Raw genomic sequence first — 21574 nt, forward strand, 5'->3', positions numbered from 1 at the left:
GCTGATGGCGTCGATCACCCTCAAGGACATCGTCAAGCGCTACGGCGACGGGTTCCTCGCCGTGGACAACGTGAACCTCGACATCGCGGACGGCGAGTTCGTCATCCTCGTCGGGCCGTCGGGTTCGGGGAAGTCGACCGTCCTGCGCATGATCGTCGGGCTCGAGGACATCACGGCGGGCGAGCTCGAGATCGACGGCGTGCGCGTCAACGAGAAGGCGCCGCGCGAGCGCGACCTCGCGATGGTGTTCCAGAACTACGCGCTGTACCCGCACCTCACGGTCGCGGAGAACATCGCGTTCCCGCTGCGCCTCGCGAAGGGCAAGCACAGCGAGGAGGAGATCCGGGGGAAGGTCGAGCGCGCGGCCGACATGCTCGACCTGCGCGAGCACCTCGACCGCAAGCCGGCGAACCTCTCGGGCGGCCAGCGGCAGCGCGTCGCGATGGGCCGGGCGATCGTGCGCGACGCGAAGGCGTTCCTCTTCGACGAGCCGCTGTCGAACCTCGACGCCAAGCTGCGCGGCCAGACCCGCACCGAGATCGCGCGCCTCCAGCGCCGCCTCGGCACGACGACCGTCTACGTCACGCACGACCAGACCGAGGCGATGACCCTCGGCGACCGCGTCGCCGTCCTGCGCCGCGGCGTGCTCCAGCAGGTCGCGAGCCCGCGCGGCCTCTACGAGCAGCCGGTCAACCTGTTCGTCGCGGGGTTCATCGGCACGCCGCCCATGAACTTCCTGCCGGGCGAGGTCTCGGGCGGGAAGATCACGCTGCCCTTCGGCGAGTTCGACATGCCGGAGAGCATCGCGACGGCCGTCGGAGACCGCGGCCTGGTGATCGTCGGCCTGCGGCCCGAGCACTTCGAGGACGCGCGGCTCGTCGACCCGGCGAAGAAGGACCGGGGCCACACGTTCGAGGCGCAGATCGACGTCACCGAGTGGCTCGGCGCGGAGCTCTACGCCTACGTCCCGTTCGAGATGCACGAGTCCGTGAAGGGCCAGCTCGACGAGCTGGACCGCGAGCTCGACGGCGAGGGCGTGCGCACGCAGTTCGTCGTGGCGCTCGACTCGGCCTCGCGGGCGCGCGACGGCGACGTGACCGATCTGTGGTTCGACCCGACGAAGATGATGATCTTCGACCCGGAGACGAGCGAGAACCTCACGCGCGACGACGCGGAGGCCGAGCGCATCGAGCAGGAGAACGTCGAGGACCGCAAGCGGTCGCTCGAGCGGGCGCAGAAGCAGGACGCGCAGGTCTGACACGGGTCTCGGCCGCCCGGGCAGTCGCCCGGGCGGCCGAGCCGTGTCCGGGCTCGTGGACGGGCCTCCGCACGGTGCGCCGGCTCAGGCGGAGGTGAGCTCCGCGCGTCGCGGCGGGTTGGCCCCGGCGCGCGAGACGGTGACGGCGGCGACCGCGACGCAGCGGCGCAGCACGTCCGCGAGCACCGCGGCGTCGATCGCGCGCAGCGCCTCGCGCCGGTCCGCGCCGAGCAGGCCGGCGTCCCACAGCCCGTCGAGGAGCGCACCCATGAACGAGTCGCCCGCGCCGACGGTGTCGACGACCTCGACGCGCGGGGCCGTCACGCGCTGCTCGCCCGTCGCGGTGACGGCGACCGCTCCCTCGCCGCCGAACGTCACGACGACGAGCGCCGGGCCCAGGGCGAGCCACTCGCGCGCGACCGCGACCGGGTCCGCGCCCGGCACGAGCCACGCCACGTCCTCGTCGCTCACCTTGACGACGTCGGCGAGCGCGACGAGCGCCTCGATGCGGGTGCGCGCGTCGGCGGGGTCGCCCATGAGAGCGGGCCGGGCGTTGGGGTCGTAGGTGATCGTCGCGGTGTCGCGCGCCGCGGCGACGAGCGCTCGGACGTCGGACGCGCCGGGCTCCAGCACGGCGGCGATGGAGCCCGTGTGGACGGCGAGCGTGCCGGCGTCGGGAGCCGTGCCCGCCGGGACGCGCCACTCCAGGTCGAACTCGTACGTGGCCGCCCCGTGCGCGTCGAGGTGCGCGGTGGCGACGCTCGTCGTGGGGGCGTCGGTGCTGCCGGCCGTGAGGGTCACGGCGGAGTCGTCGAGCCACGCCCGTACCGCCTCGCCGCGCGCGTCCTGCCCGAGCCACGTGGCGAGCCGGGCGTCGCGACCGAGGCGCCCGAGCGTGAGCGCGACGTTCGCGAGGCTGCCCCCGGGGTGCTCCGCGACGCTGCCGTCCGCGCGGTGCACGACGTCGACGAGCGCCTCGCCGACGACGAGGACGTGCTCGGTGGGCGCCGCGGCGGCGGGGTGGGCGGGGGCCGTGCTGGTGCTCATGCGTCGTCTCCGGTCGGGTCGTCGGGGTCGGTCGTGCCGCGTGCCGGCGCCTCGTCCTGCGCGCGCGCCGCGTCGAGGCGGGCGCGTGCGCCGTCGAGCCACTCCTGGCAGCGCGCGGCGAGCTCCTCGCCCCGCTCCCAGAGCGCGAGCGAGTCCTCGAGCGGTTCGCCCCCGGCCTCGAGCCGGGCGACGACCTGCACGAGCTCGTCGCGCGCCTGCTCGTAGGAGAGCGTCGACACGTCGGGCGTGACAGCGTTGTCAAAGGAAGTCACGGCAGTATTCAACCCCATCTGTGCGTCATGGCCCGACCGGTCGTCCGGCGGGCGGTCGGGAACCGGCGCGGGCGCGTCACGACGCCTCCCGGCCAGGAGCGGGTCCGTCGTCGTGCGTGCCGGTGACCGCCGCGTCCAGCGCGCCGTGCGCGAGTCGCACGCGCACCACGTCGCCCGTCGCGACGTCGGCGGGGGAGCGGACCACGTGCCCGTCCGCCCGCTGCACGACGGCGTACCCCCGCTCGAGCGTCGAGGCCGGGGACAGGGCCCGCACCTGGGCCTCGAGCCGGCCCACCTCGCCCGCCGCGCGCACGAGCCGCGCGTCGAGCGCCCGGCGTGCCCGGTCCCGCAGGGCGCCGACCCGCTCCTGCCGGTCCGTGAGCATCCGCCCGGGGTCGGCGAGCACGGGCCGGGACCGCAGCGCGTCGAGCCCCGCCTGCTCGCGGGACACGCGCCCCGCGATCGCGCTGCGCAGGCGCTGACGGCCCTGCGCCACGCGGGCGCGCTCCTCCGTCACGTCGGGCACCACCCGCTTGGCCGCTGCCGTCGGGGTGGAGGCGCGGTAGTCCGCGACCAGGTCGAGGAGCGGGCAGTCGGTCTCGTGGCCGATCGCGCTCACGAGGGGCGTGCGGCACGCCGCCGCGACGCGCACGAGCGCCTCGTTCGAGAAGGGCAGGAGGTCCTCGACGGCGCCCCCGCCGCGCGCGACGACGATGACCTCCACCTCCGGGTCCGCGTCGAGCGCGCGGATCGCGTCGCCCACCTGCTGCACCGCGTGCGCGCCCTGGACGGCCACCTCGCGGATCTCGAACCGGACCTGGGGCCAGCGGGCGCGAGCGTTGACCACCACGTCGTGCTCCGCCTTGGACTCGCGCCCGCACACCAGCCCCACGACGGCCGGGAGGAACGGCAGGGGCCGCTTGCGGTCGGCGTCGAACAGGCCCTCCGCCGCGAGCACGCGCTTGAGGTGCTCGATCCGCGCGAGCAGCTCGCCCACCCCGACGGGGCGGATCTCGCGCGCCTGGAGCTGGAGCGTGCCGCGCCGCGTCCAGAACACCGGCTTCGCGTGCACGACGACGTGCGCGCCCTCCTCCACCGGCGTGCCCTGCAGCACGCGGGACGCCGCCGACACCGGGAGCGACATGTCGAGGTCCGTGTCGCGCAGCGTGAGGAACGCCGTCGACGTGCCCGGGCGCCGGTTGAGCTGGACCACCTGGCCCTCGACCCAGACCGGCGCCATCCGCTCGACGTACTGCTCGATCTTGCGCGACAGGAGCCGGACCGGCCACGGGTGCTCCGCGCTCGTCTCGAGCGCGCGCGCCGGGAGGGGGCCGCGCGCCGCCGGACCGGCGGACGCGGCACCCGGGCGGGGGGCGTCGTCGGGCAGCGGGAGGGAGGCGGTCACGGGACCAGCCTGCCGCACCCCACCCACGCCCACCCAACGCGCCGCGATGCCGAGCACGCCGCCGAGCACGCCGACGAGCGCGCCGGCCGAGCGGTCAGGGCGCGAGCAGGTCGACGGTGACGAGCCGGTAGCCCTGCGCGCGCAGGTCGTCGACGATCCCGGGCACGGCGTCGACGGTCGAGGCGTGGATGTCGTGCATGAGCACCACGCTGCCCGGACGCGCGCCCTCCACCGCGCGGCGACGGGTCTCCGCGGCGTCGCGCGTCTTCCAGTCGAGCGTGTCCAGGTTCCACAGCACCACCTGGAGCCCGGAGCGGAGCGCGACCGACCGCACGCGGTCGTCCACGTCGCCGTACGGGGGCCGCAGGAGCGTCGGGGTGATCCCCGCGGCGCTCTCGATCGCCTCCTGGGTGCGCGTGAGCTCGTCGCGGACGGCGTCGTCGTCGAGGGTCGTGAGCTGCGGGTGGTCCCAGGTGTGGTTCGCGAGCAGGTGGCCGGCGGCCGCCGTGTCGCGCACGACGTCGGGCCGCTGCTCGACGTTGCTCCCGACGAGGAAGAACGTCGCCGAGACGTGCTTCTCCGCGAGCACCTGCAGGAGCCGCTCGGTGTCGGGCCCCGGGCCGTCGTCGAACGTGAGCGCCACGCACCGCTCGACCGCGCAGTCCACTCCCGTCGCCCGCGCCTGGTCGCGCCGCTGGGCGAGCTGGAGCGCCAGCCGGTCCGACCAGACGGCCTCCGTCGCCGCGAGCACCGCGTCGCGCAGCGCCACGGTCTCGGCGACCGGGGCGCCGCCCGGGCCGGCGTCGAGCGTCGTCGTCGCCTGCGCCAGCAGCCCGTCGAGCGTCGTGCGCGTGCCCTCGTCCGTGACGAGCCCGGCCGACTCCGTGAGGACGGGCCGACCCTCGGCCGCCGCCGCGTCGAGGCCGTCGTACGCCCACTGCCGCTGCGCGGTCGCGACGGGCTCCGCCGCCTCGACGACGGCGGTGGCGGCCTCGTCCAGGGCGTCCGCCGTGGGCTCGGAGCCCGTCACGACCTCGACGTGGACGGCGGGGCGCGAGCCCGGGTGCAAGGGGTTCGGGCGGGACAGCGCGTCCACGGTGCGGTCCTCCTCCGGGTAGGCCACCGGGGTCGTACGGAGCGCGGTGGCCTCCTGGAGCGCCGCGGCCAGGGGCTCGCGCACTGCCGGGTCGTCCACCTGGCCCTCGCTCGCGGCGAGCAGCGCCGCGCCCGCCACCTCGGCGGCGCTCGTCCGGACGAGCCGCGTGAGGTACGCGGCCTCGGCCTGCGCACGGCCGTCCGCCGCGTCCTGCGTCACGCGCGCGACGTCGGCGTCGTAGCGCTCGACCGCGGCGACCCAGGCGCGGTGCTCCAGCGTCCCGACGACCACCACGGCCGCCGCGACGACGACGAGCAGCAGCGGGACGAGCCACCACCACACCCGGCGGCGCCGTCGGGGCGCGTCGGGGTCGGGTGACGTCGTGCCGCCCGGGTCGTCGCTCATGCCCTCGATCTTGCGGGGCGGCGGCACGGACGTCGACCCGGCGCGCCCGGCGTGCGGCCGACCACGCAGACCGCGCGCGGCGCCTGCGGAGGGTCTGTGTGCTCCTCGCGCGCGGCTCGTGACGACGTCGAGGTCGGGCGGTGGGTGACCGGCCTCACCGGGGTCGGGAGACCGCCGCTCGCCTAGACTCGGGAGCGTGAGCGTCCTCCCCGCCGGCTCGTCCGCGTCCCCGACCGACCGCCCCGTCGCGACCCCTGCCGCCGACGGGACCCGCAAGCGCGTCCTGCTGGCGGCGCCGCGCGGCTACTGCGCGGGCGTCGACCGCGCCGTCGTCGCGGTCGAGAAGGCGCTCGAGCACTACGGCGCGCCGGTCTACGTGCGCAAGGAGATCGTGCACAACAAGTTCGTCGTCGAGACGCTCAGCGAGCGCGGCGCGATCTTCGTCGACGAGACCGACGAGGTGCCGGAGGGCGCGCGCGTCGTGTTCTCCGCCCACGGGGTGTCGCCCGCCGTGAAGGCGGCCGCGGCCGCGCGCAACCTCGACACGATCGACGCCACGTGCCCGCTCGTGACGAAGGTGCACAAGGAGGCCGTGCGCTTCGCCAAGGACGACTACGACATCCTGCTCATCGGCCACACGGGTCACGAGGAGGTCGAGGGCACCGCGGGGGAGGCCCCCGACCACGTGCAGGTCGTCGACTCGCCCGACCACGTGGACGACGTCGTGGTCCGCGACCCGGACAAGGTCGTGTGGATCTCCCAGACGACGCTCTCCGTCGACGAGACGATGGAGACGGTCCGACGCCTGCGGGAGAAGTTCCCGACCCTCCAGGACCCGCCGAGCGACGACATCTGCTACGCGACGCAGAACCGCCAGGTCGCGGTGAAGAAGCTCGCTCCCGACGCCGACGTGGTCATCGTCGTCGGCTCGGCGAACTCGTCCAACTCGGTGCGCCTCGTCGAGGTCGCGCTCCAGGCGGGGGCCGGGGCGTCGTACCGCGTCGACCACGCGAAGGAGATCGACCCGACCTGGCTCGACGGCGCGACGACCGTGGGCGTGACCTCGGGTGCGTCCGTGCCGGAGATCCTCGTGGACGACGTGCTCGCCTACCTCGCGGAGCGCGGGTTCGGCGCGGTCGAGGAGGTCCGCACGGCGACGGAGGACCTGATGTTCTCGCTGCCGCGCGAGCTGCGCGCCGACCTCAAGGGCTCGACGGCCGACGGCGGGCGCCCCGCCCGCGGCGGCCGCACCTCGCTCTCCGTGCAGCCCGTCTGACGCCCTGCGCCGGAGCCTTTACGTCCGTGGGCCACGGGGGAGCGGTCAGGCGCTCGCCCCGCCGGCCGACGGCTCACGCCGGGGCTCGTCGCGGTCGTCGGGGCGCTCGTCGATCGCGACCACGGACTCGTTGACGGACGCGAGCAGCTCGGGCGCGCTCACCGCGCTGAGCTGCGGGTTCACCGTCGGGGGCGTCGTCAGCTCGTCGTCGACCACGTGCAGGTCCGCGAACCGCCGCGCGCTGACGAGCACGCGCGTCTCGAGCGAGCCGACGGTCCGGTTGTAGGAGTCCGCGGCGCTCTGGAGCTGGCGCCCGAGCTTCGCCAGGTGCGACCCCATGACCGCCAGCCGCCCGTGGAGCTCCTTGCCGAGCGTGAGGACCTGCTGCGCGTTCGTCGCGAGGGCGTCCTGCCGCCACGCGTAGGCGATCGTCCGCAGCATCGCGACCATCGTCATGGGCGTCGCGATGACGACGTTCTTCGACACCGCGTGCTCGAGGAGCGACGGGTCCTGCTCGACCGCGGCCGAGAGGAACGACTCCGCCGGGACGAACATGACGACGAACTCCGGCGCGGGGCCGAACTGGTCCCAGTAGCGCTTGGCGCCGAGGTCGTCGACGTGCTTGCGCATGTGGCGGGCGTGCGCGGCCAGGCGGTCCGCGCGCACGGCCGGGTCGGTGGCGCCCTGGGCGTCGAGGTAGCCGAGGAACGCGACCTTCGCGTCGACCACGACCTGCTTGCCGCCCGCGAGCCGCACGACCATGTCCGGGCGCAGCGCGCCGTCGTCGGTCGCGACCTGGTCCTGCTCGACGAAGTCGACGTGGGGGAGCATGCCCGCCGCCTCGACGACGCGCCGGAGCTGGAGCTCGCCCCACGCGCCGCGCACCTGCGACGACCGCAGGGCCGTCACGAGCTGCGACGTCTCGGCGCGCAGCAGCTCGGACGCGTCGCGCACCCCGCGCACCTGCTCCGTGAGGCTCCCGTGCGCGGCGAGGCGGGCGCGCTCGGCCTCGGCGACCTCCGCGCGCACCTTCTCCAGCGCCCCGGCGAGCGGCTCGACCAGGTGGCGCACGGCCTCCTCGCGGCGCGCGAGCTCGGCCGCCCCCTGCTCCTGGCTGCGTCGCATGCGCTCCTCCGCCTGCACGAGGAACTGCTCCGTGCCCGCGGCGAGCACCTTGCGCGAGAGCGCCTCGAACTGGGCCTCGAGCCGCCGGTGGTCGCCCTGGACCTCCGCGACGCGGCGCTCGGCCGCGGCCCGCAGCTCCGCGAGCTGCTGCTCGTGCGTGGCCCGGGCGAGGTCGAGCCGCTCGTCGGCGCTGCGCTGGGCTGCGCCGAGCTGGCGCGCGAAGCCCTCCCGCTCCGCCTCGAGCCGCTCGGCGAGGCCCGCGCCGCGCGCGGCGTCCTGCTGCGCCTGGCCCAGGAGCTGGGTGAGACGGCGGACCTCCGCGGCCGCGGCGTCGGGCGAGGCGCGGCGCACCGCGAGCACGAGCGCGGCGCCGACCACCAGCCCCAGCACGAGTCCGACGGCGAAGAGCAACCATCCCGAGGAGTCCATGGCCGCACCCTCCCACGGGGCACCGACAGCACGGCCGGTCGGCGCGCGGGACGGACGTCGTCGCGCAGGTCGTGACAAAAGGCACCGCCGTGCGCCCGGGGGCTCCGCTACCTTGGCGGCATGGTCGATCCCCACCCCGTGCCACCCGTCGCGCCCTCCGGCGCGCCCGCCCCCGGCCTCGCGCCGGGCGTCGCGCCCGACCCCCGGCCCACGGCTCCCCCCGGGCAGCCTGCGCCCCCGGACCCCACCGCCGCGCTGTCACTGCGCGCGCTGTGGAAGCGCTTCGGGGAGAAGATCGCGGTCGCCGGCATCGACCTGGACGTCCCGGCCGGCTCGTTCTACGGCCTCGTGGGCCCCAACGGCGCCGGCAAGACGACGACGCTCTCCATGGCGACGGGCCTCCTGCGGCCCGACGCCGGCTCCGCGCACGTCCACGGGACGGACCTGTGGGCCGACCCGGCCGCGGGCAAGCGCCAGCTCGGCGTCCTGCCCGACGGCGTCCGCCTCTTCGACCGCCTCACCGGCGCCCAGCTCGTCACCTACGCGGGCCTGCTGCGCGGCATGGACCGCGACACGGTGGCCGAGCGCACCACGGAGCTGCTCGCGGCCCTCGACCTCGCGAAGGACGCCAACACGTTCGTCGTCGACTACTCCGCGGGCATGACGAAGAAGATCGCGCTCGCGACCGCGCTCATCCACGCGCCGCGCACGCTCGTGCTCGACGAGCCGTTCGAGGCCGTCGACCCGGTCTCCGCGGCGAACATCCGCGACATCCTGGCCGGCTACGTCGCCAGCGGCGGGACGGTCGTGGTGTCGTCGCACGTCATGGACCTCGTCCAGCGCATGTGCGACCACGTGGCGGTCGTCGCGGGCGGGCACGTGCTCGCCGCGGGCACCGTCGACGCGGTGCGCGGCGACCAGAGCCTCGAGGACCGGTTCGTCGAGCTCGTGGGCGGTCGGCAGAGCACGGAGGGTCTCGCGTGGTTGCGCAGTTCGTAAGGCTCAAGCTCACGCTCATGGGGAACTCGTTCCGCCGGAGCGTGTGGCAGACCATCGGCTTCGTCGTCGGCGTCCTCTACGGGTCGTTCGTCGTCGGGATGCTCGTCGTCGGGATGGTCGTCCTCGGCACCGAGGACGCCGCGCTCGCGGGGTCGATCACGATCCTCGCCGGGGCGCTCGCCGTCCTCGGGTGGTGGGTGATCCCGCTCTTCGCGTTCGGCGTGGACGCGACCCTCGACCCGCAGCGCTTCGTGCTGTTCGGCATCCCGCAGCGCCGGCTGCTCGCGGGCCTCGCCGTCGCGGGCGTCGTCTCGATCCCGGGCATCGTCACGGCCCTCGCGGCGCTCGGCGCGTCGTTCGCGTGGTGGCGCACGCCCCTCGCGGTCCTCGCCGCGCTCGTGGGCGCGGTCGTCGCGGTCGCGCTGTGCGTCGTCGGCTCGCGCGCGACGACGACGGCGCTCGCGCCCCTGCTCGAGTCGCGGCGCTACCGCGAGGTCGTGACGATCGCCGCGTTCGTGCCGCTCGTCCTCATCGGGCCCGCGTTCGCGTGGCTGGGGTCCCAGCTGGGCGAGGGCCCGGTCGACGGCGACGCGGTGCGCGGCATGGTGACGAGCCTCGCCGACGTCGCGGCCTGGACGCCGTTCGGCGCGCCGTGGGGCCTCGGCGCCGCGGTGCACGACGGCGCGTGGGGCCTCGCGCTGGCGCGGCTCGTCGTCGCGCTGGCGACCCTCGCGGTCGCGTGGGTCGTGTGGGACAAGTCGCTCGCCCGCGCCCTCGTCACGCCGCCCACCTCCGGCGGGGGCGGCCGTGCCAAGGGCCTCGGATTCTTCTCGCGCTTCCCCGCGACGCCCACGGGCGCCGTCGCGGCACGCACGGCCACCTACTGGCTGCGCGACCCGCGCTACTCCGGGTCGATCGCGGTCGTCCCGCTCATCCCCGTCGTGCTGCTCGTCGTCGGTGGCGGCAGCGGCTCGGCGATCTTCCTCGCGCTCGCGCCCTTCACGGCGTGGATCCTCGGGTTCTCCATCTCGGCAGACATCGCCTACGACCACACCGCGTTCGCGCTCCACGTGTCGTCGGGCGTGCCGGGGCGGGCGGACCGCTGGGGGCGGGCGCTCCCCGTGCTCGTCGCCGGCGGGGCCGTGACCCTCCTCTTCGCGCTGGTCTCCGTCGCGGTAGCCGGGCGCTGGGACGCGCTGCCCGCGCTGCTCGGTCTCACCGCGGGCACGCTGCTCACCTCGACGGGCATCTCGAGCGCGACGTCGGCGCGTCTGCTCTACCCGGTGCCGAAGCCGGGCGACAGCCCGTTCAAGCAGCCGCAGGGCGCCGCGATGGCGACCCTCGTCGCCCAGACGGTCGCGATGCTCCTCGTCCTGGCGCTGTCGCTCCCGTTCCTCGTCCCGGGCGTCATCGCGATCGTCGCCGACCTGCCCGTCCTCGGGTGGGTCACCCTCGCGGTCGGCGTGGTCGTGGGTGCCGTGGTGCTCGTGCTCGGCGTGCGGTGGGGTGCCCGCACCTACGACCGCCGGGCGCCCGAGCTGCTCCAGCGCGTGCTGTCGTACGCCTGACGCGCGGGCCGGGACCGCGCGCCGCGGTCCCGGCCCGTAGACTCGGCCGACGTGGCACTCACTATCGGCATCGTCGGCCTGCCCAACGTCGGCAAGTCCACCCTCTTCAACGCCCTGACGCGCAACCAGGTCCTCGCCGCGAACTACCCGTTCGCGACGATCGACCCGAACGTCGGCGTCGTGTCCCTCCCGGACCCGCGCCTCGACAAGCTCGCCGAGATCTTCGGCAGCCAGCGCGTCCTGCCCGCCACGGTGTCGTTCGTCGACATCGCGGGCATCGTCAAGGGCGCGAGCGAGGGGGAGGGGCTCGGCAACAAGTTCCTCGCGAACATCCGCGAGGCCGACGCCATCTGCCAGGTGACGCGCGCGTTCTCCGACCCGGACGTCGTCCGCGTCGAGGGCTCGACGGACGCCGAGGGCGACATCGAGACCATCAGCACCGAGCTGATCCTCGCCGACCTCCAGACGCTCGAGAAGACGGTCCCGCGCCTCGAGAAGGAGGTCCGGATCAAGAAGGGCGACGCCGCCCTCCTCGACGCGGCCCAGAAGGCCCAGGCGGTCCTCGAGGCCGGCACGACCCTCTTCCAGGGCGCGGCCGCCGCGGGTCTCGACCTCGCGGACGTCGCGAGCCTGCAGCTCCTCACGGCGAAGCCGTTCATCTACGTCTTCAACACCGACGACGCGGGCCTCGCCGACGAGGACCTCCAGGCGCGGCTGCGCGCGCTCGTCGCGCCCGCCCAGGCGATCTTCCTCGACGCGAAGTTCGAGTCCGAGCTCGTCGAGCTCGAGCCCGACGAGGCGAAGGAGATGCTCGCGGAGTCGGGGCAGGCGGAGGCCGGCCTGGACCAGCTCGCGCGCGTCGGGTTCGACACGCTCGGTCTGCAGACGTACCTCACCGCCGGGCCCAAGGAGGCGCGCGCGTGGACCATCCGCAAGGGGTGGACGGCGCCCCAGGCGGCCGGGGTCATCCACACCGACTTCGAGCGCGGCTTCATCAAGGCGGAGGTCGTCTCGTTCGAGGACCTCGTCGAGACCGGGTCGGTCGCCGCGGCGCGTGCCGCGGGCAAGGCGCGCGTCGAGGGCAAGGACTACGTCATGGCCGACGGCGACGTGGTGGAGTTCCGCTTCAACGTCTGAGACGCAGGTCACAGCCCTGGGCGCCCGCCGCATCGTGAGACGCGGCGGGCGCCCGTGCGTCCGGGCCCGGACGTTTCGCGCGTGTTTCCCCGCCGTCGCAGCCCGGAAACGCGCCCGTACCGGCCAGTATCAACTCGGTAACGATCACCTGCCGCAACCGGGCAAGGGGGAGATCCTTCGCAACTTGCTAGGTAGCGTGGCCTCAAACCGTGGTGGGCATGCCCGTCCACGCGCGCCGGCCCCCGGGCGAGCGCGCGAGCGACGGGGCGGCCGAGGGGCGATCGACGCCCGCTCGTCCGCGCCCACCATCCCTTGGAGGAGGAACATTGAAGATCAGGCGCACGAGTGCCGCCCTGGCCGTGACGGTCACGGGGGCGCTGCTGTTCTCGGCGTGCAGCGGCACATCGGGTGAGGGCGAGACCGACGGCGGCGACGACGCGGGCATCAACACCGCGACCGCCGTCACCGTCGCGTGGGAGGCTCCGCTCAACGAGCTCAACCTGAGCTCCCAGAACGGCAACGCGACGCAGAACGCCGTCATCAACTACATGCTCAACTCGGGCTTCAGCTACTACGACGCCGACCTGAACATCGTCAAGGACGAGTCGTTCGGCACGTACGAGAAGCTCTCGGACGACCCGCTGACGGTGAAGTACACGTTCGGCGACGACACCAAGTGGTCGGACGGCACGCCGGTCGACGCGACGGAGATCCTGCTGGACTGGGCCGGTCAGTCCGGCAAGTTCAACACGGTCGAGGCCCAGACGGACGAAGAGGGCAACGTCACGAACCAGGCCGAGGTGGACGCCGGTGTCTACTTCGACGGCTCGGACCCGGGCGTCGCGCTCATCTCGCAGAACCCCGAGATCTCGGACGACAACAAGTCGATCACCGTCGTGTACGACAAGCCGTTCGGTGACTGGGAGCTCAGCTGGACGAACGAGTTCGTCCCGGCGCACGTCGTGGGCCAGAAGGCGCTCGAGATCGAGGACCCGGAGGAGGCCAAGGCCGCCGTCCGCGACGCGATCCTCAACAACGACACCGCGGCGCTGGCGAAGATCTCGAAGTTCTGGAACGAGGGCTTCGAGTTCACCTCGCTGCCGGACGACCCGTCGCTCTACGTCTCCAACGGCGCCTACACGCTGGAGGAGTACAAGGAGAACCAGTACCTCACGCTCAAGGCGAACCCGGACTTCAAGGGCAAGAACAAGGGCTCGGTCGAGACGATCACGGTCCGGTACATCGACGACCCGATGGCCCAGGTCCAGGCGCTCGAGAACGGTGAGGTCGACCTGATCGGCCCGCAGGCCTCCGCGGACGTCCGCACGGCGCTCGAGGGCCTCGACGGCGTCGAGACCCACTCGGGCATCGAGGGCACCTACGAGCACGTCGACCTGGTCTTCCAGAACGGTGGTCCGTTCGACGCCAACACCTACGGTGGCGACGCCGAGAAGGCCAAGGCCGTGCGCCAGGCGTTCCTGCTGACGATCCCGCGCCAGACGATCGTCGACAACCTCATCAAGCCGCTGAACCCGGACGCCGAGGTGCGCAACTCGAACATCCTGCTCCCGGGGTCGCCGAACTACGACCAGATGGTCGCCGAGAACGGCTCCGACTTCTACCCGCCGGCGGGTGACATCGAGAAGGCGAAGCAGCTGCTCGCCGACGCCGGCGTCGCCACCCCGGTCAAGGTGCGCTTCGCGTACAACAACGAGAACACGCGTCGCGTGAACGAGCTCGCGCTCATCACCGACACCGCGGCGCAGGCCGGCTTCGAGATCGTCGACACGGGCCGCCCGGCCGCCGAGTGGGGCACGCTCCTCGCCACCGGCCAGGACCAGTACGACGCGTCGCTCTTCGGCTGGCAGTCGACCTCGACCGCGGTCACCGAGTCGGACGCGAACTTCCGCTGGGCGCCGAACCCGGGCGTCAACAACTACGGCAAGTACAACAACCCCGCCGTGGACGCCGCGCTCGACAAGCTCCAGGTCTCGACGGACCCGGAGGAGCAGTTCCAGCTCCAGCTCGAGGTCGAGAAGAACCTCTGGGCCGACGGCTTCGGCGTGACGATCTTCCAGTTCCCCGCCATCCAGGGCTGGGACGAGAACCTGAAGGGCGTCGAGTCGATCACGATCAGCCCGACGATCTTCCACGGGTTCTGGAACTGGACGTTCGAGGGCTGAGTGCCCTGAGTCCCTGACGCGCCCTGCCGCCGCCCCGTGCGGTGGCAGGGCCGTCCAGGTGTGAGACCGGGGGTTCCGGCGGGCTGTCCGCCCGGGGCCCCCGGTCCTCGCGTGCACCCGCCCCGACGCCCAGACCCGCGGCGTCCCGGGCCCTCGGTTCACGACCACGCGAGACCCGCGCGTAGAATCGACCGGCCCCTGACCCGGGGTCCCTACCGACCAGCGAGGTAAGACCTCCGATGTTCTCCTTCATCTCGCGGCGTGTGCTGGCAGGGTTGGCGACCCTCCTCGTGTCCACGTTCGCGATGTACCTGCTCGTCGACGCCGCGATCCGGCCGTACATCTTCGCGGATCTCGAGTCGAGCACGAAGCCCAACAAGGCCCAGCTGATCGCCCAGCGCACCGCCGACCTCGATCTCGACACCCCGTCGGTGATCCGCTACTTCAAGTGGCTCGGCGACTTCGTCACCGGCGACCTCGGCACGGCCTGGCAGAGTGGCCAGTCCGTCTCGACGCTGCTCCAGGGCGCCGTCATCTCGACGATCCAGCTCGTCGCCGCCGCGACCGTCCTCGCCGTGGTCTTCGGCGTCATGGTCGGCATCGTCAGCGCGCTGCGGCAGTACAGCACCTTCGACTACCTGACGATCTTCGTCTCGTTCGTGCTCTACTCCCTCCCGGCCTTCTGGGTCGCCGTCCTGCTCAAGCAGTGGGGCGCGATCGGCTTCAACGACTTCCTCCGCGACCCGAACCTCTCGATCCTCGTGATCGTCGGCATCGGCGTGATCTCCGGCCTGCTGTGGTCCCTCGCCTTCGGCGGGACCGCGCGGCGGCGGCTCACGGTCTTCGGCCTCGGCTTCGCGGCGAGCGCGCTCGCGCTGCTCTACCTGCAGCTCTCCGGCTGGTGGGAGAAGCCGAACCTCGGCCCGGTCATCATCGTCGTCACCGGCGCCGCGCTCGCCTTCGCGATCACCGCGCTCGTCTCGGGGCTGAAGAACCGCCGCGCGCTCTATGCGTCGCTCACCACGGTCCTGATCGGGGTCGTCGTCTACTTCCCGATCCAGTCGGTCCTCAAGCAGGTCGACAACTGGTGGATCGTGCTGGTGCTCGCCGTGGTCACCGTCGGCGTCGGCATCGGGGTCGGGTACGCGTGGGGCGGCCCCGACAAGGGCGTGTCCGCGCGTGCCGCCGCCATCACCGCATTCCTCGTCGGGTCCATGGTCTTCGTCGACAAGGTGATGTCGGTCTGGCCCGCGTACTTCGGCGCACCGGCGATCAACGGCCGGCCCATCCCGACGATCGGCAACAGCACGCCGAACCTCGGCGGCAACTTCTGGGTGCAGGTCCTCGACCAGTACACCCACCTGCTGCTCCCGACGATCGCGCTCGTGCTCATCCAGTTCGCCGGGTACACCCGCTACTCGCGCGCGAGCATGCTCGAGGTGATGAGCCAGGACTACATCCGCACGGCGCGGGCGAAGGGACTCCCCGAGCGGACCGTCGTCATGCGGCACGGGTTCCGCAACACGCTGATCCCGCTCGCGACGATCGTCCCCATCGACGTCATCACGCTCCTGGGCGGCGCCATCATCACCGAGAAGGTGTTCGCCCGGCCCGGCATGGGCCTGCTCTTCCTCAACGCGCTGCAACGCGGCGAGATCGACCCCGTCATGGCGTACCTCGTCATCGTCGCGGCCCTCGCCATCATCGCCAACATCGTGGCTGACCTCATCTACGCAGCCCTCGACCCGCGGATCCGGGTGAACGCATGACCAACACACCGAACGACGCGTCGCAGAGCGGCGCGGTCGAGAACCAGATCGAGCTGCGCGAGGTCGAGGGCCTGTCCCAGGGCCAGATCGTCCGCCGTCGCTTCTTCCACCACAAGGGCGCCGTGGTCGCGCTCATCGTGCTGATCGGCATCGTCGCGCTCGCGATCACCTCGATCGGCATCGGCGGCTGGCAGGGCTGGTACGCCTACAAGCCGTCCGGGCAGGGCTCCACGTACCCCCTGGTCAACGGGGGTGCACCGTCGGAGGCGCACATCTTCGGCCAGGACGAGGCGGGTCGCGACGTGTTCGCGCGCGTCATGCAGGGCACCCAGACCTCGCTCCTCGTGGTGCTCTCCGTCGGCGTGATCGCGACGATCGCGGGCGTGCTGGTCGGGGCGCTCTCCGGGTACTACCGCGGTCGTACCGACTCGTGGCTCATGCGGTTCACCGACCTCATCATCACGATGCCCGTCATCGTCATCGGCGCCGTGCTGGCCCTGCTCTCCGGCGGCAGCAACGCGCTCATCCTCGGGGCGTTCCTGGGGCTCGTGCTGTGGCCGCCGCTCGCGCGCCTCGTGCGCGGCGAGTTCCTCTCGCTGCGCGAGCGCGAGTTCGTCGACGCGGCCCGGGTCGCGGGCGCGAGCGACACGCGGATCATCTTCAAGCACATGCTGCCGAACGCGGTCGGCGTGATCATCGTCAACGTCACGCTGCTCATGAGCTCGGCGATCCTGCTGGAGACGGCCCTGAGCTACCTCGGCGTCGGCATCCAGGCACCGGCGACCTCGCTCGGCAAGCTCATCAGCGACTACCAGGAGGCGTTCGCGACGCGTCCGTGGCTGTTCTGGTGGCCGGGTCTGTTCATCGTCGCCATCGCGCTGTGCGTCAACTTCATCGGTGACGGCCTGCGCGACGCGTTCGACCCCCGTCAGAAGCGCATCCCCTCCGAGCGCAAGATGGCCCGCGCGAAGCGCGTCGCCCGCCCGACGGCCGCCACGGCGCCGAGCGCGACCGGCGAGGCCGGGGCCAGCTGATGACCGCCGTCGTCGCCGCCCGCCCGGGAGGTCGTGCACCTCTCGGGCGGCGCGGCGCGCCGCGGTCAGGCGGTGAGCGCCACGACCGTCCCCACCGCGAGCGCGGCCAGCACGGCGAGCTGCACGACGTGCCACGTCGAGCGCGCGCCGGGAGCTCCCTGGACCGCCCGGTCGAGGTGGCCGGCCGCCGCGAGCATCGCGTGGCGCTGCGTCACGGCGTCGGCCACGCCCTCGGCACTCGCGCCGGTGACCACCTGCTCCTGGCCGACGGCGCGCCGTCGCGAGCTGCGCAGCCAGCGGGCCGTGCCGCTCGAGCGGGGCGCGGACCACGCGGTCACGCGTCCGCCCGCGTAGCGCACCTCGAGCGAGTAGCGGGTGTCGACGCCCTCGTACGCCGTCCACGGCACGTGCACGGTGCGCGTGACGTTGCGGACCTCGACCCCGCCGTCGGACACCTCGACGGCGGGACGCCAGAACAGCATCCAGACGAGGTACGTCACGAGCGCGGCGGGCACCAGTGCGCCGACGACCGCGCCGACGTCCCCCGTGAAGGCCGTGCTCACACCCAGGGCGACGGCGACGAGGCCCGTCGCCACCGTGAGAACTCGGCCGTACGTCGAACGGAAGACCAGCGTGGGACCCATGCGCCCATGCTCGCAGAGTCGCGGCGCCACGAGCGCCGGCTCCAGCAGGAAGGACACTGATCAGCGTGGCCATCGAGACGTCTCCCGCGGCCCCGGCCGCGCGCCAGGGCAGCCCCGTGCTGACCGTGCGCAACCTCGGCGTGGACTTCTACGTCGACAAGGCCTGGTACCCCGCGGCCGCGGACGTGAGCTACGACCTGCACTCCGGTGAGGTCCTCGCGATCGTCGGCGAGTCCGGCTCGGGCAAGTCCCAGTCGTCGCTCGCGCTGCTGGGCCTGCTCCCGCCGAACGGCCGCGCCAGCGGCTCGGCGAAGCTCGGCGACCGCGAGCTCATCGGCATGTCGCACGGCTCGCTGCGGCACGTCCGCGGCAAGGAGATCTCCATGATCTTCCAGGAGCCGATGACGGCGCTGAACCCCGTCTACACCGTGGGCTTCCAGATCGTCGAGACCATCCGGACGCACTTCAACGTCGGTCCCGCCGATGCGAAGAAGCGCGCGATCGAGCTCCTGCGGCTCGTCGAGATCCCCGAGCCGGAGCGCCGCTTCGACGCGTACCCGCACCAGCTCTCCGGCGGTCAGCGCCAGCGCGCGATGATCGCGCAGGCGCTCGCGTGCGACCCGAAGCTCCTCGTCGCGGACGAGCCGACCACGGCGCTCGACGTCACGGTCCAGGCGGAGATCCTCAAGCTCCTGCGCGACCTGCGCTACCGCGTCGACGCGGCGATCATCCTCATCACGCACGACATGGGCGTGGTCGCCGACATGGCGGACTCGATCATGGTCATGAAGGACGGCCAGGTCGTCGAGCGCGGCACGTCGGCCGAGATCTTCGGCAACCCGCAGCACCCGTACACGGTGCGCCTCCTCGAGGCCGTGCCGCACCTCGGCTCCAAGCGCGGCACGACGACCGCCACGGACCGCGTGCCCGCGGGCGCGCCGGCCCCCGAGCGGCCGCTCGTGCTCGACGCGCAGGACATGATCATCGAGTACCCGGGCCGCGGTCGGCAGGCGGCGTTCCGGGCGGTCGACGAGGTCTCGCTCCAGATCCACCAGGGCGAGGTCGTCGGCCTGGTCGGCGAGTCCGGCTCCGGCAAGACGACGATCGGCCGCGCGGCCGTGGGCCTGCTGCCCGTCACGGGCGGCTCGCTGAAGATCGTCGGGACGGACATGGTGGGCGCCCGGCCCAAGGACCTCAGGCCGCTGCGCACCGAGGTCGGCATCGTGTTCCAGGACCCGGGGTCGTCGCTCAACCCGCGCCTGCCGATCGGCGAGTCGATCGGTGAGCCGCTCATGCTGCACAAGGGCGTCAAGGGCAAGGAGCTCAGCCGCGAGGTCGAGCGCCTGCTCGACCAGGTCGAGCTTCCCCGCGCGATGCGCAACCGCTACCCGCACGAGCTCTCGGGCGGTCAGCGTCAGCGCGTCGGCATCGCCCGGGCGCTCTCGCTCGAGCCGAAGCTGCTCGTCGCGGACGAGCCGACGTCGGCCCTCGACGTGTCGGTCCAGGCGAGGGTCCTCGACCTGTTCACCGACCTGCAGCGCGAGCACGGGTTCGCGTGCCTGTTCATCTCGCACGACCTCGCGGTCGTGGAGCTCCTGTCCGACCGCATCGCCGTGATGCACAAGGGCAAGCTCGTCGAGGTGGGCGACACGTCGCAGATCGTGCACGAGCCGAAGCACGCGTACACGCAGCGCCTGCTCGCGGCCGTCCCGGTCCCGGACCCGGCCGCGCAGCGCGAGCGGCGTGCCGCTCGCGACGCCCTCCTCGAGGCCGCCGCCCGCGACATCGCGAACGACGAGGTGTCCTCGCTGGCGGACGAGGAGCGCGCGCTCGCGGCGGCGCGCGAGGACGTGGACCACGAGCGCAGCGCCCCGCCCACCGCGGGCGCCGGCTTCTGACCGCACGCTCCACGGCTCGCTGAGCCATCACGACGCCCCGGGGGCGGCCGCGCACGCGGCCGTCCCCGGGGCGTTCCGGCTGCCAGGACGGGCGCTCCGGGCGTCGGAGCCCGCGCTCCGGTTGCCGGGGTCCGCGCGTCCGACAAGCCTTGAGCCCATGAACGCCCCGCACCACGAGACGCCCCGCGAGCCAGCACGTGACGAGGATGCCGCACCGGCGCCCGACGGGGGAGGGGCTGACGCGCCCCGCGCCGAGGGAGCCGTGACGACGGACGCTGCGGCGACGGACGCCGTCGGCCCGGAGACCGCCTCCGCCCCGGTCGTGTCCGCGCACGACCCCGACGCCCCCCGGACGGGCCGTCCCGACCCGCGCGTCTTCTACCCGGCGGCGAGCATCATCCTGGTCTTCGTCCTGCTCACGGTGCTGTTCACGGACACCGTCACGTCCGTCATGGAGACGCTGCAGTCGGACGTCATCGGCGCCTTCGGGTGGTACTACGTGATCGTCGTCGCGGGGTTCGTCGTCTTCTCGCTGTGGATGGGCCTGAGCCGGTTCGGCGACATCGTGCTCGGCAAGGACGAGGAGACCCCGCTCTTCCGGCTGCCCGTGTGGTTCGCGATGCTGTTCGCTACCGGGATGGGCATCGGGCTCGTCTACTGGGGCGTCGCGGAGCCGCTCTCGCACTACGTGAGCCCGAAGCCCGGCGTCGAGGGCAGCGACGCGTCGCTCGCGCAGGCCGCGATGGGGCAGAGCTACCTGCACTGGGGCATCCACGCGTGGGCGATCTACGTCGTCGCGGGCCTCGCGCTCGCGTACGCGATCCACCGCAAGGGCCGCCCCGTCTCGATCCGGTGGGCGCTCGAGCCGCTGTTCGGCGACCGCGTGAAGGGACGCCTCGGCGACGTCATCGACGTGGTCGCGATCATCGGGACCGTCTTCGGCGTCGCGACGTCGCTCGGGTTCGGGGTGCTCCAGATCGCGGCAGGGCTCGGGTATCTGGACGTCGTCGAGCCGAGCACCGCGCTCGAGATCGGGCTCATCGCAGCGATCACGGCGCTCGCGACGCTCTCCGTCGTGTCGGGCCTGGGCAAGGGCATCAAGTGGCTCTCCAACGGCAACATGGTCCTCGCCGGCGTCGTGCTCGTGCTCGTGCTGGTACTCGGCCCGACGCTGTTCCTCCTGCGCGAGTGGGTCCAGTCGCTCGGCTACTACCTCCAGAACGTCGTGCGCCTCACGTTCGACACCACCGCCTTCCAGGGCCAGGCCGGCCTCGAGTGGCAGTCGCAGTGGACGATCTTCTACTGGGGCTGGTGGATCTCCTGGGCTCCCTTCGTCGGGGTGTTCATCGCCCGCATCTCGCGCGGGCGCACGGTGCGCGAGTTCGTCCTCGGCACCCTCCTCGTCCCGACGATCGTCACGACGCTCTGGTTCTCCGTGTTCGGCGGGTCGGCGCTGTACCGCGAGCTCATGGAGCCCGGGAGCATGCTCGTGGACGGCAAGGTCGACACGGACACCGCGCTCTTCCAGCTGTTCGACGGCCTGCCCCTCGGGAACGTCCTCGCGGTGGTGGGCATCGTGCTCATCGTCATCTTCTTCGTGACGTCGTCGGACTCGGGCTCGCTCGTCGTCGACATGCTCGCGAGCGGGGGCAACCCGAACCCGCCCACCTGGAGCCGTATCTTCTGGGCGGGCACGTCCGGGCTGCTGGCCATCGCGCTCCTGCTCGCGGGCGGCCTCCAGGCGTTGCAGACGGCGGCGATCCTCATCGCGCTGCCGTTCTCCGTGGTCATGATCGGGATGGCCGTGTCCACGGTGCGCGCGCTGCGGGTCGAGCACGCCGCGATCCTGCGGGCAGAGCGCCGTGCGGCGCGCGCCGCGCTCACGGAGCACGTGACGACGCGCGTCTCTGAGTCGATCTCCGAGCAGTGGGAGGAGCTGTACCCCGACCGCCCCGACCGGTGGCGCGCGCTCGTGCGCCGACCGCGGCGCAAGACGCCCTCCTGAGGGGGCACGTCCAGAGGGCGCACG

The 21574-nt window shown here is 73.0% G+C and carries 16 protein-coding genes; 10 read left to right on the forward strand and 6 right to left on the reverse strand.

Annotated features, from left to right (window positions below; genetic code table 11):
• The first annotated feature begins 4 nt into the window (after positions 1 to 4).
• Positions 5 to 1258: an ABC transporter ATP-binding protein gene (locus ABIE39_RS13240; RefSeq protein WP_074809206.1), complete on the forward strand. Its 1254-nt coding sequence runs from the start codon at positions 5 to 7 to the stop codon at positions 1256 to 1258.
• A gap of 84 nt (positions 1259 to 1342) precedes the next feature.
• Here ABIE39_RS13240 and ABIE39_RS13245 read toward each other — a convergent pair whose 3' ends face one another.
• The 4 genes from ABIE39_RS13245 to ABIE39_RS13260 all read right to left on the reverse strand — a co-directional run bounded on the left by ABIE39_RS13245 (position 1343) and on the right by ABIE39_RS13260 (position 5483).
• Positions 1343 to 2305 (reverse strand): carbohydrate kinase family protein, encoded by a 963-nt coding sequence (locus tag ABIE39_RS13245; RefSeq protein WP_354052105.1) that lies wholly within the window; start codon positions 2303 to 2305, stop codon positions 1343 to 1345.
• Complete coding sequence (locus tag ABIE39_RS13250; RefSeq protein ID WP_209827316.1) at positions 2302 to 2595, reverse strand: exodeoxyribonuclease VII small subunit; 294 nt, start codon at positions 2593 to 2595, stop codon at positions 2302 to 2304. The genes ABIE39_RS13245 and ABIE39_RS13250 overlap by 4 nt, the downstream gene beginning before the upstream one ends.
• A gap of 58 nt (positions 2596 to 2653) precedes the next feature.
• A complete protein-coding gene (gene xseA / locus ABIE39_RS13255) occupies positions 2654 to 3982 on the reverse strand; it encodes an exodeoxyribonuclease VII large subunit (RefSeq protein ID WP_428978474.1) in 1329 nt (442 codons plus the stop codon).
• 94 nt (positions 3983 to 4076) lie between these two features.
• Positions 4077 to 5483 carry a polysaccharide deacetylase family protein gene (locus ABIE39_RS13260; RefSeq protein ID WP_175008002.1) on the reverse strand — a complete coding sequence of 469 codons (1407 nt, stop codon included), beginning with the start codon at positions 5481 to 5483 and terminating at the stop codon, positions 4077 to 4079.
• A 196-nt stretch (positions 5484 to 5679) separates the two neighbouring features.
• On the opposite strand from ABIE39_RS13260, the gene ABIE39_RS13265 reads away from it, so the two are divergent.
• On the forward strand, positions 5680 to 6759 hold the full coding sequence (locus tag ABIE39_RS13265; RefSeq protein WP_175008003.1) for a 4-hydroxy-3-methylbut-2-enyl diphosphate reductase: 1080 nt from the start codon (positions 5680 to 5682) through the stop codon (positions 6757 to 6759).
• Positions 6760 to 6804: 45 nt separating this feature from the next.
• Here the strand turns inward: ABIE39_RS13265 and ABIE39_RS13270 are convergent, their stop codons facing one another.
• The gene (locus ABIE39_RS13270) at positions 6805 to 8313 is read right to left on the reverse strand and encodes a DNA recombination protein RmuC (RefSeq protein WP_354052109.1); all 1509 of its coding nucleotides are present in this window, start codon (positions 8311 to 8313) and stop codon (positions 6805 to 6807) included.
• Positions 8314 to 8433: 120 nt separating this feature from the next.
• Here ABIE39_RS13270 and ABIE39_RS13275 point away from each other — a divergent pair, with 120 nt between their 5' ends.
• From ABIE39_RS13275 to ABIE39_RS13300, 6 genes are all read left to right on the forward strand, one after another.
• Positions 8434 to 9312: an ABC transporter ATP-binding protein gene (locus ABIE39_RS13275; protein ID WP_083385291.1), complete on the forward strand. Its 879-nt coding sequence runs from the start codon at positions 8434 to 8436 to the stop codon at positions 9310 to 9312.
• A complete protein-coding gene (locus tag ABIE39_RS13280; RefSeq protein ID WP_354052111.1) occupies positions 9294 to 10880 on the forward strand; it encodes a hypothetical protein in 1587 nt (528 codons plus the stop codon). The genes ABIE39_RS13275 and ABIE39_RS13280 overlap by 19 nt, the downstream gene beginning before the upstream one ends.
• A gap of 51 nt (positions 10881 to 10931) precedes the next feature.
• On the forward strand, positions 10932 to 12017 hold the full coding sequence (gene ychF, locus ABIE39_RS13285) for a redox-regulated ATPase YchF (protein WP_175008006.1): 1086 nt from the start codon (positions 10932 to 10934) through the stop codon (positions 12015 to 12017).
• Between the two features lie 326 nt (positions 12018 to 12343).
• Positions 12344 to 14200: an ABC transporter family substrate-binding protein gene (locus ABIE39_RS13290; protein WP_249355850.1), complete on the forward strand. Its 1857-nt coding sequence runs from the start codon at positions 12344 to 12346 to the stop codon at positions 14198 to 14200.
• Positions 14201 to 14439: 239 nt separating this feature from the next.
• Positions 14440 to 15969, forward strand: a complete 1530-nt coding sequence (locus tag ABIE39_RS13295; protein ID WP_043654595.1) for an ABC transporter permease — start codon at positions 14440 to 14442, stop codon at positions 15967 to 15969.
• Positions 15966 to 17003: an ABC transporter permease subunit gene (locus ABIE39_RS13300; protein ID WP_175008008.1), complete on the forward strand. Its 1038-nt coding sequence runs from the start codon at positions 15966 to 15968 to the stop codon at positions 17001 to 17003. The genes ABIE39_RS13295 and ABIE39_RS13300 overlap by 4 nt, the downstream gene beginning before the upstream one ends.
• 65 nt (positions 17004 to 17068) lie before the next feature.
• On the opposite strand, the gene ABIE39_RS13305 is transcribed toward ABIE39_RS13300, so the two are convergent.
• Positions 17069 to 17647 carry a PH domain-containing protein gene (locus tag ABIE39_RS13305; protein WP_354052113.1) on the reverse strand — a complete coding sequence of 193 codons (579 nt, stop codon included), beginning with the start codon at positions 17645 to 17647 and terminating at the stop codon, positions 17069 to 17071.
• Positions 17648 to 17712: 65 nt separating this feature from the next.
• On the opposite strand from ABIE39_RS13305, the gene ABIE39_RS13310 reads away from it, so the two are divergent.
• Both ABIE39_RS13310 and ABIE39_RS13315 read left to right on the forward strand, forming a co-directional pair.
• Positions 17713 to 19545 carry an ABC transporter ATP-binding protein gene (locus ABIE39_RS13310; protein ID WP_255180828.1) on the forward strand — a complete coding sequence of 611 codons (1833 nt, stop codon included), beginning with the start codon at positions 17713 to 17715 and terminating at the stop codon, positions 19543 to 19545.
• Between the two features lie 262 nt (positions 19546 to 19807).
• Complete coding sequence (locus tag ABIE39_RS13315; RefSeq protein ID WP_354052115.1) at positions 19808 to 21550, forward strand: BCCT family transporter; 1743 nt, start codon at positions 19808 to 19810, stop codon at positions 21548 to 21550.
• Positions 21551 to 21574 lie beyond the last annotated feature (24 nt).

Origin of the sequence: Cellulosimicrobium sp. 4261 (assembly GCF_040546915.1) — a bacterium.
Classification (GTDB): domain Bacteria; phylum Actinomycetota; class Actinomycetes; order Actinomycetales; family Cellulomonadaceae; genus Cellulosimicrobium; species Cellulosimicrobium cinnabarinum.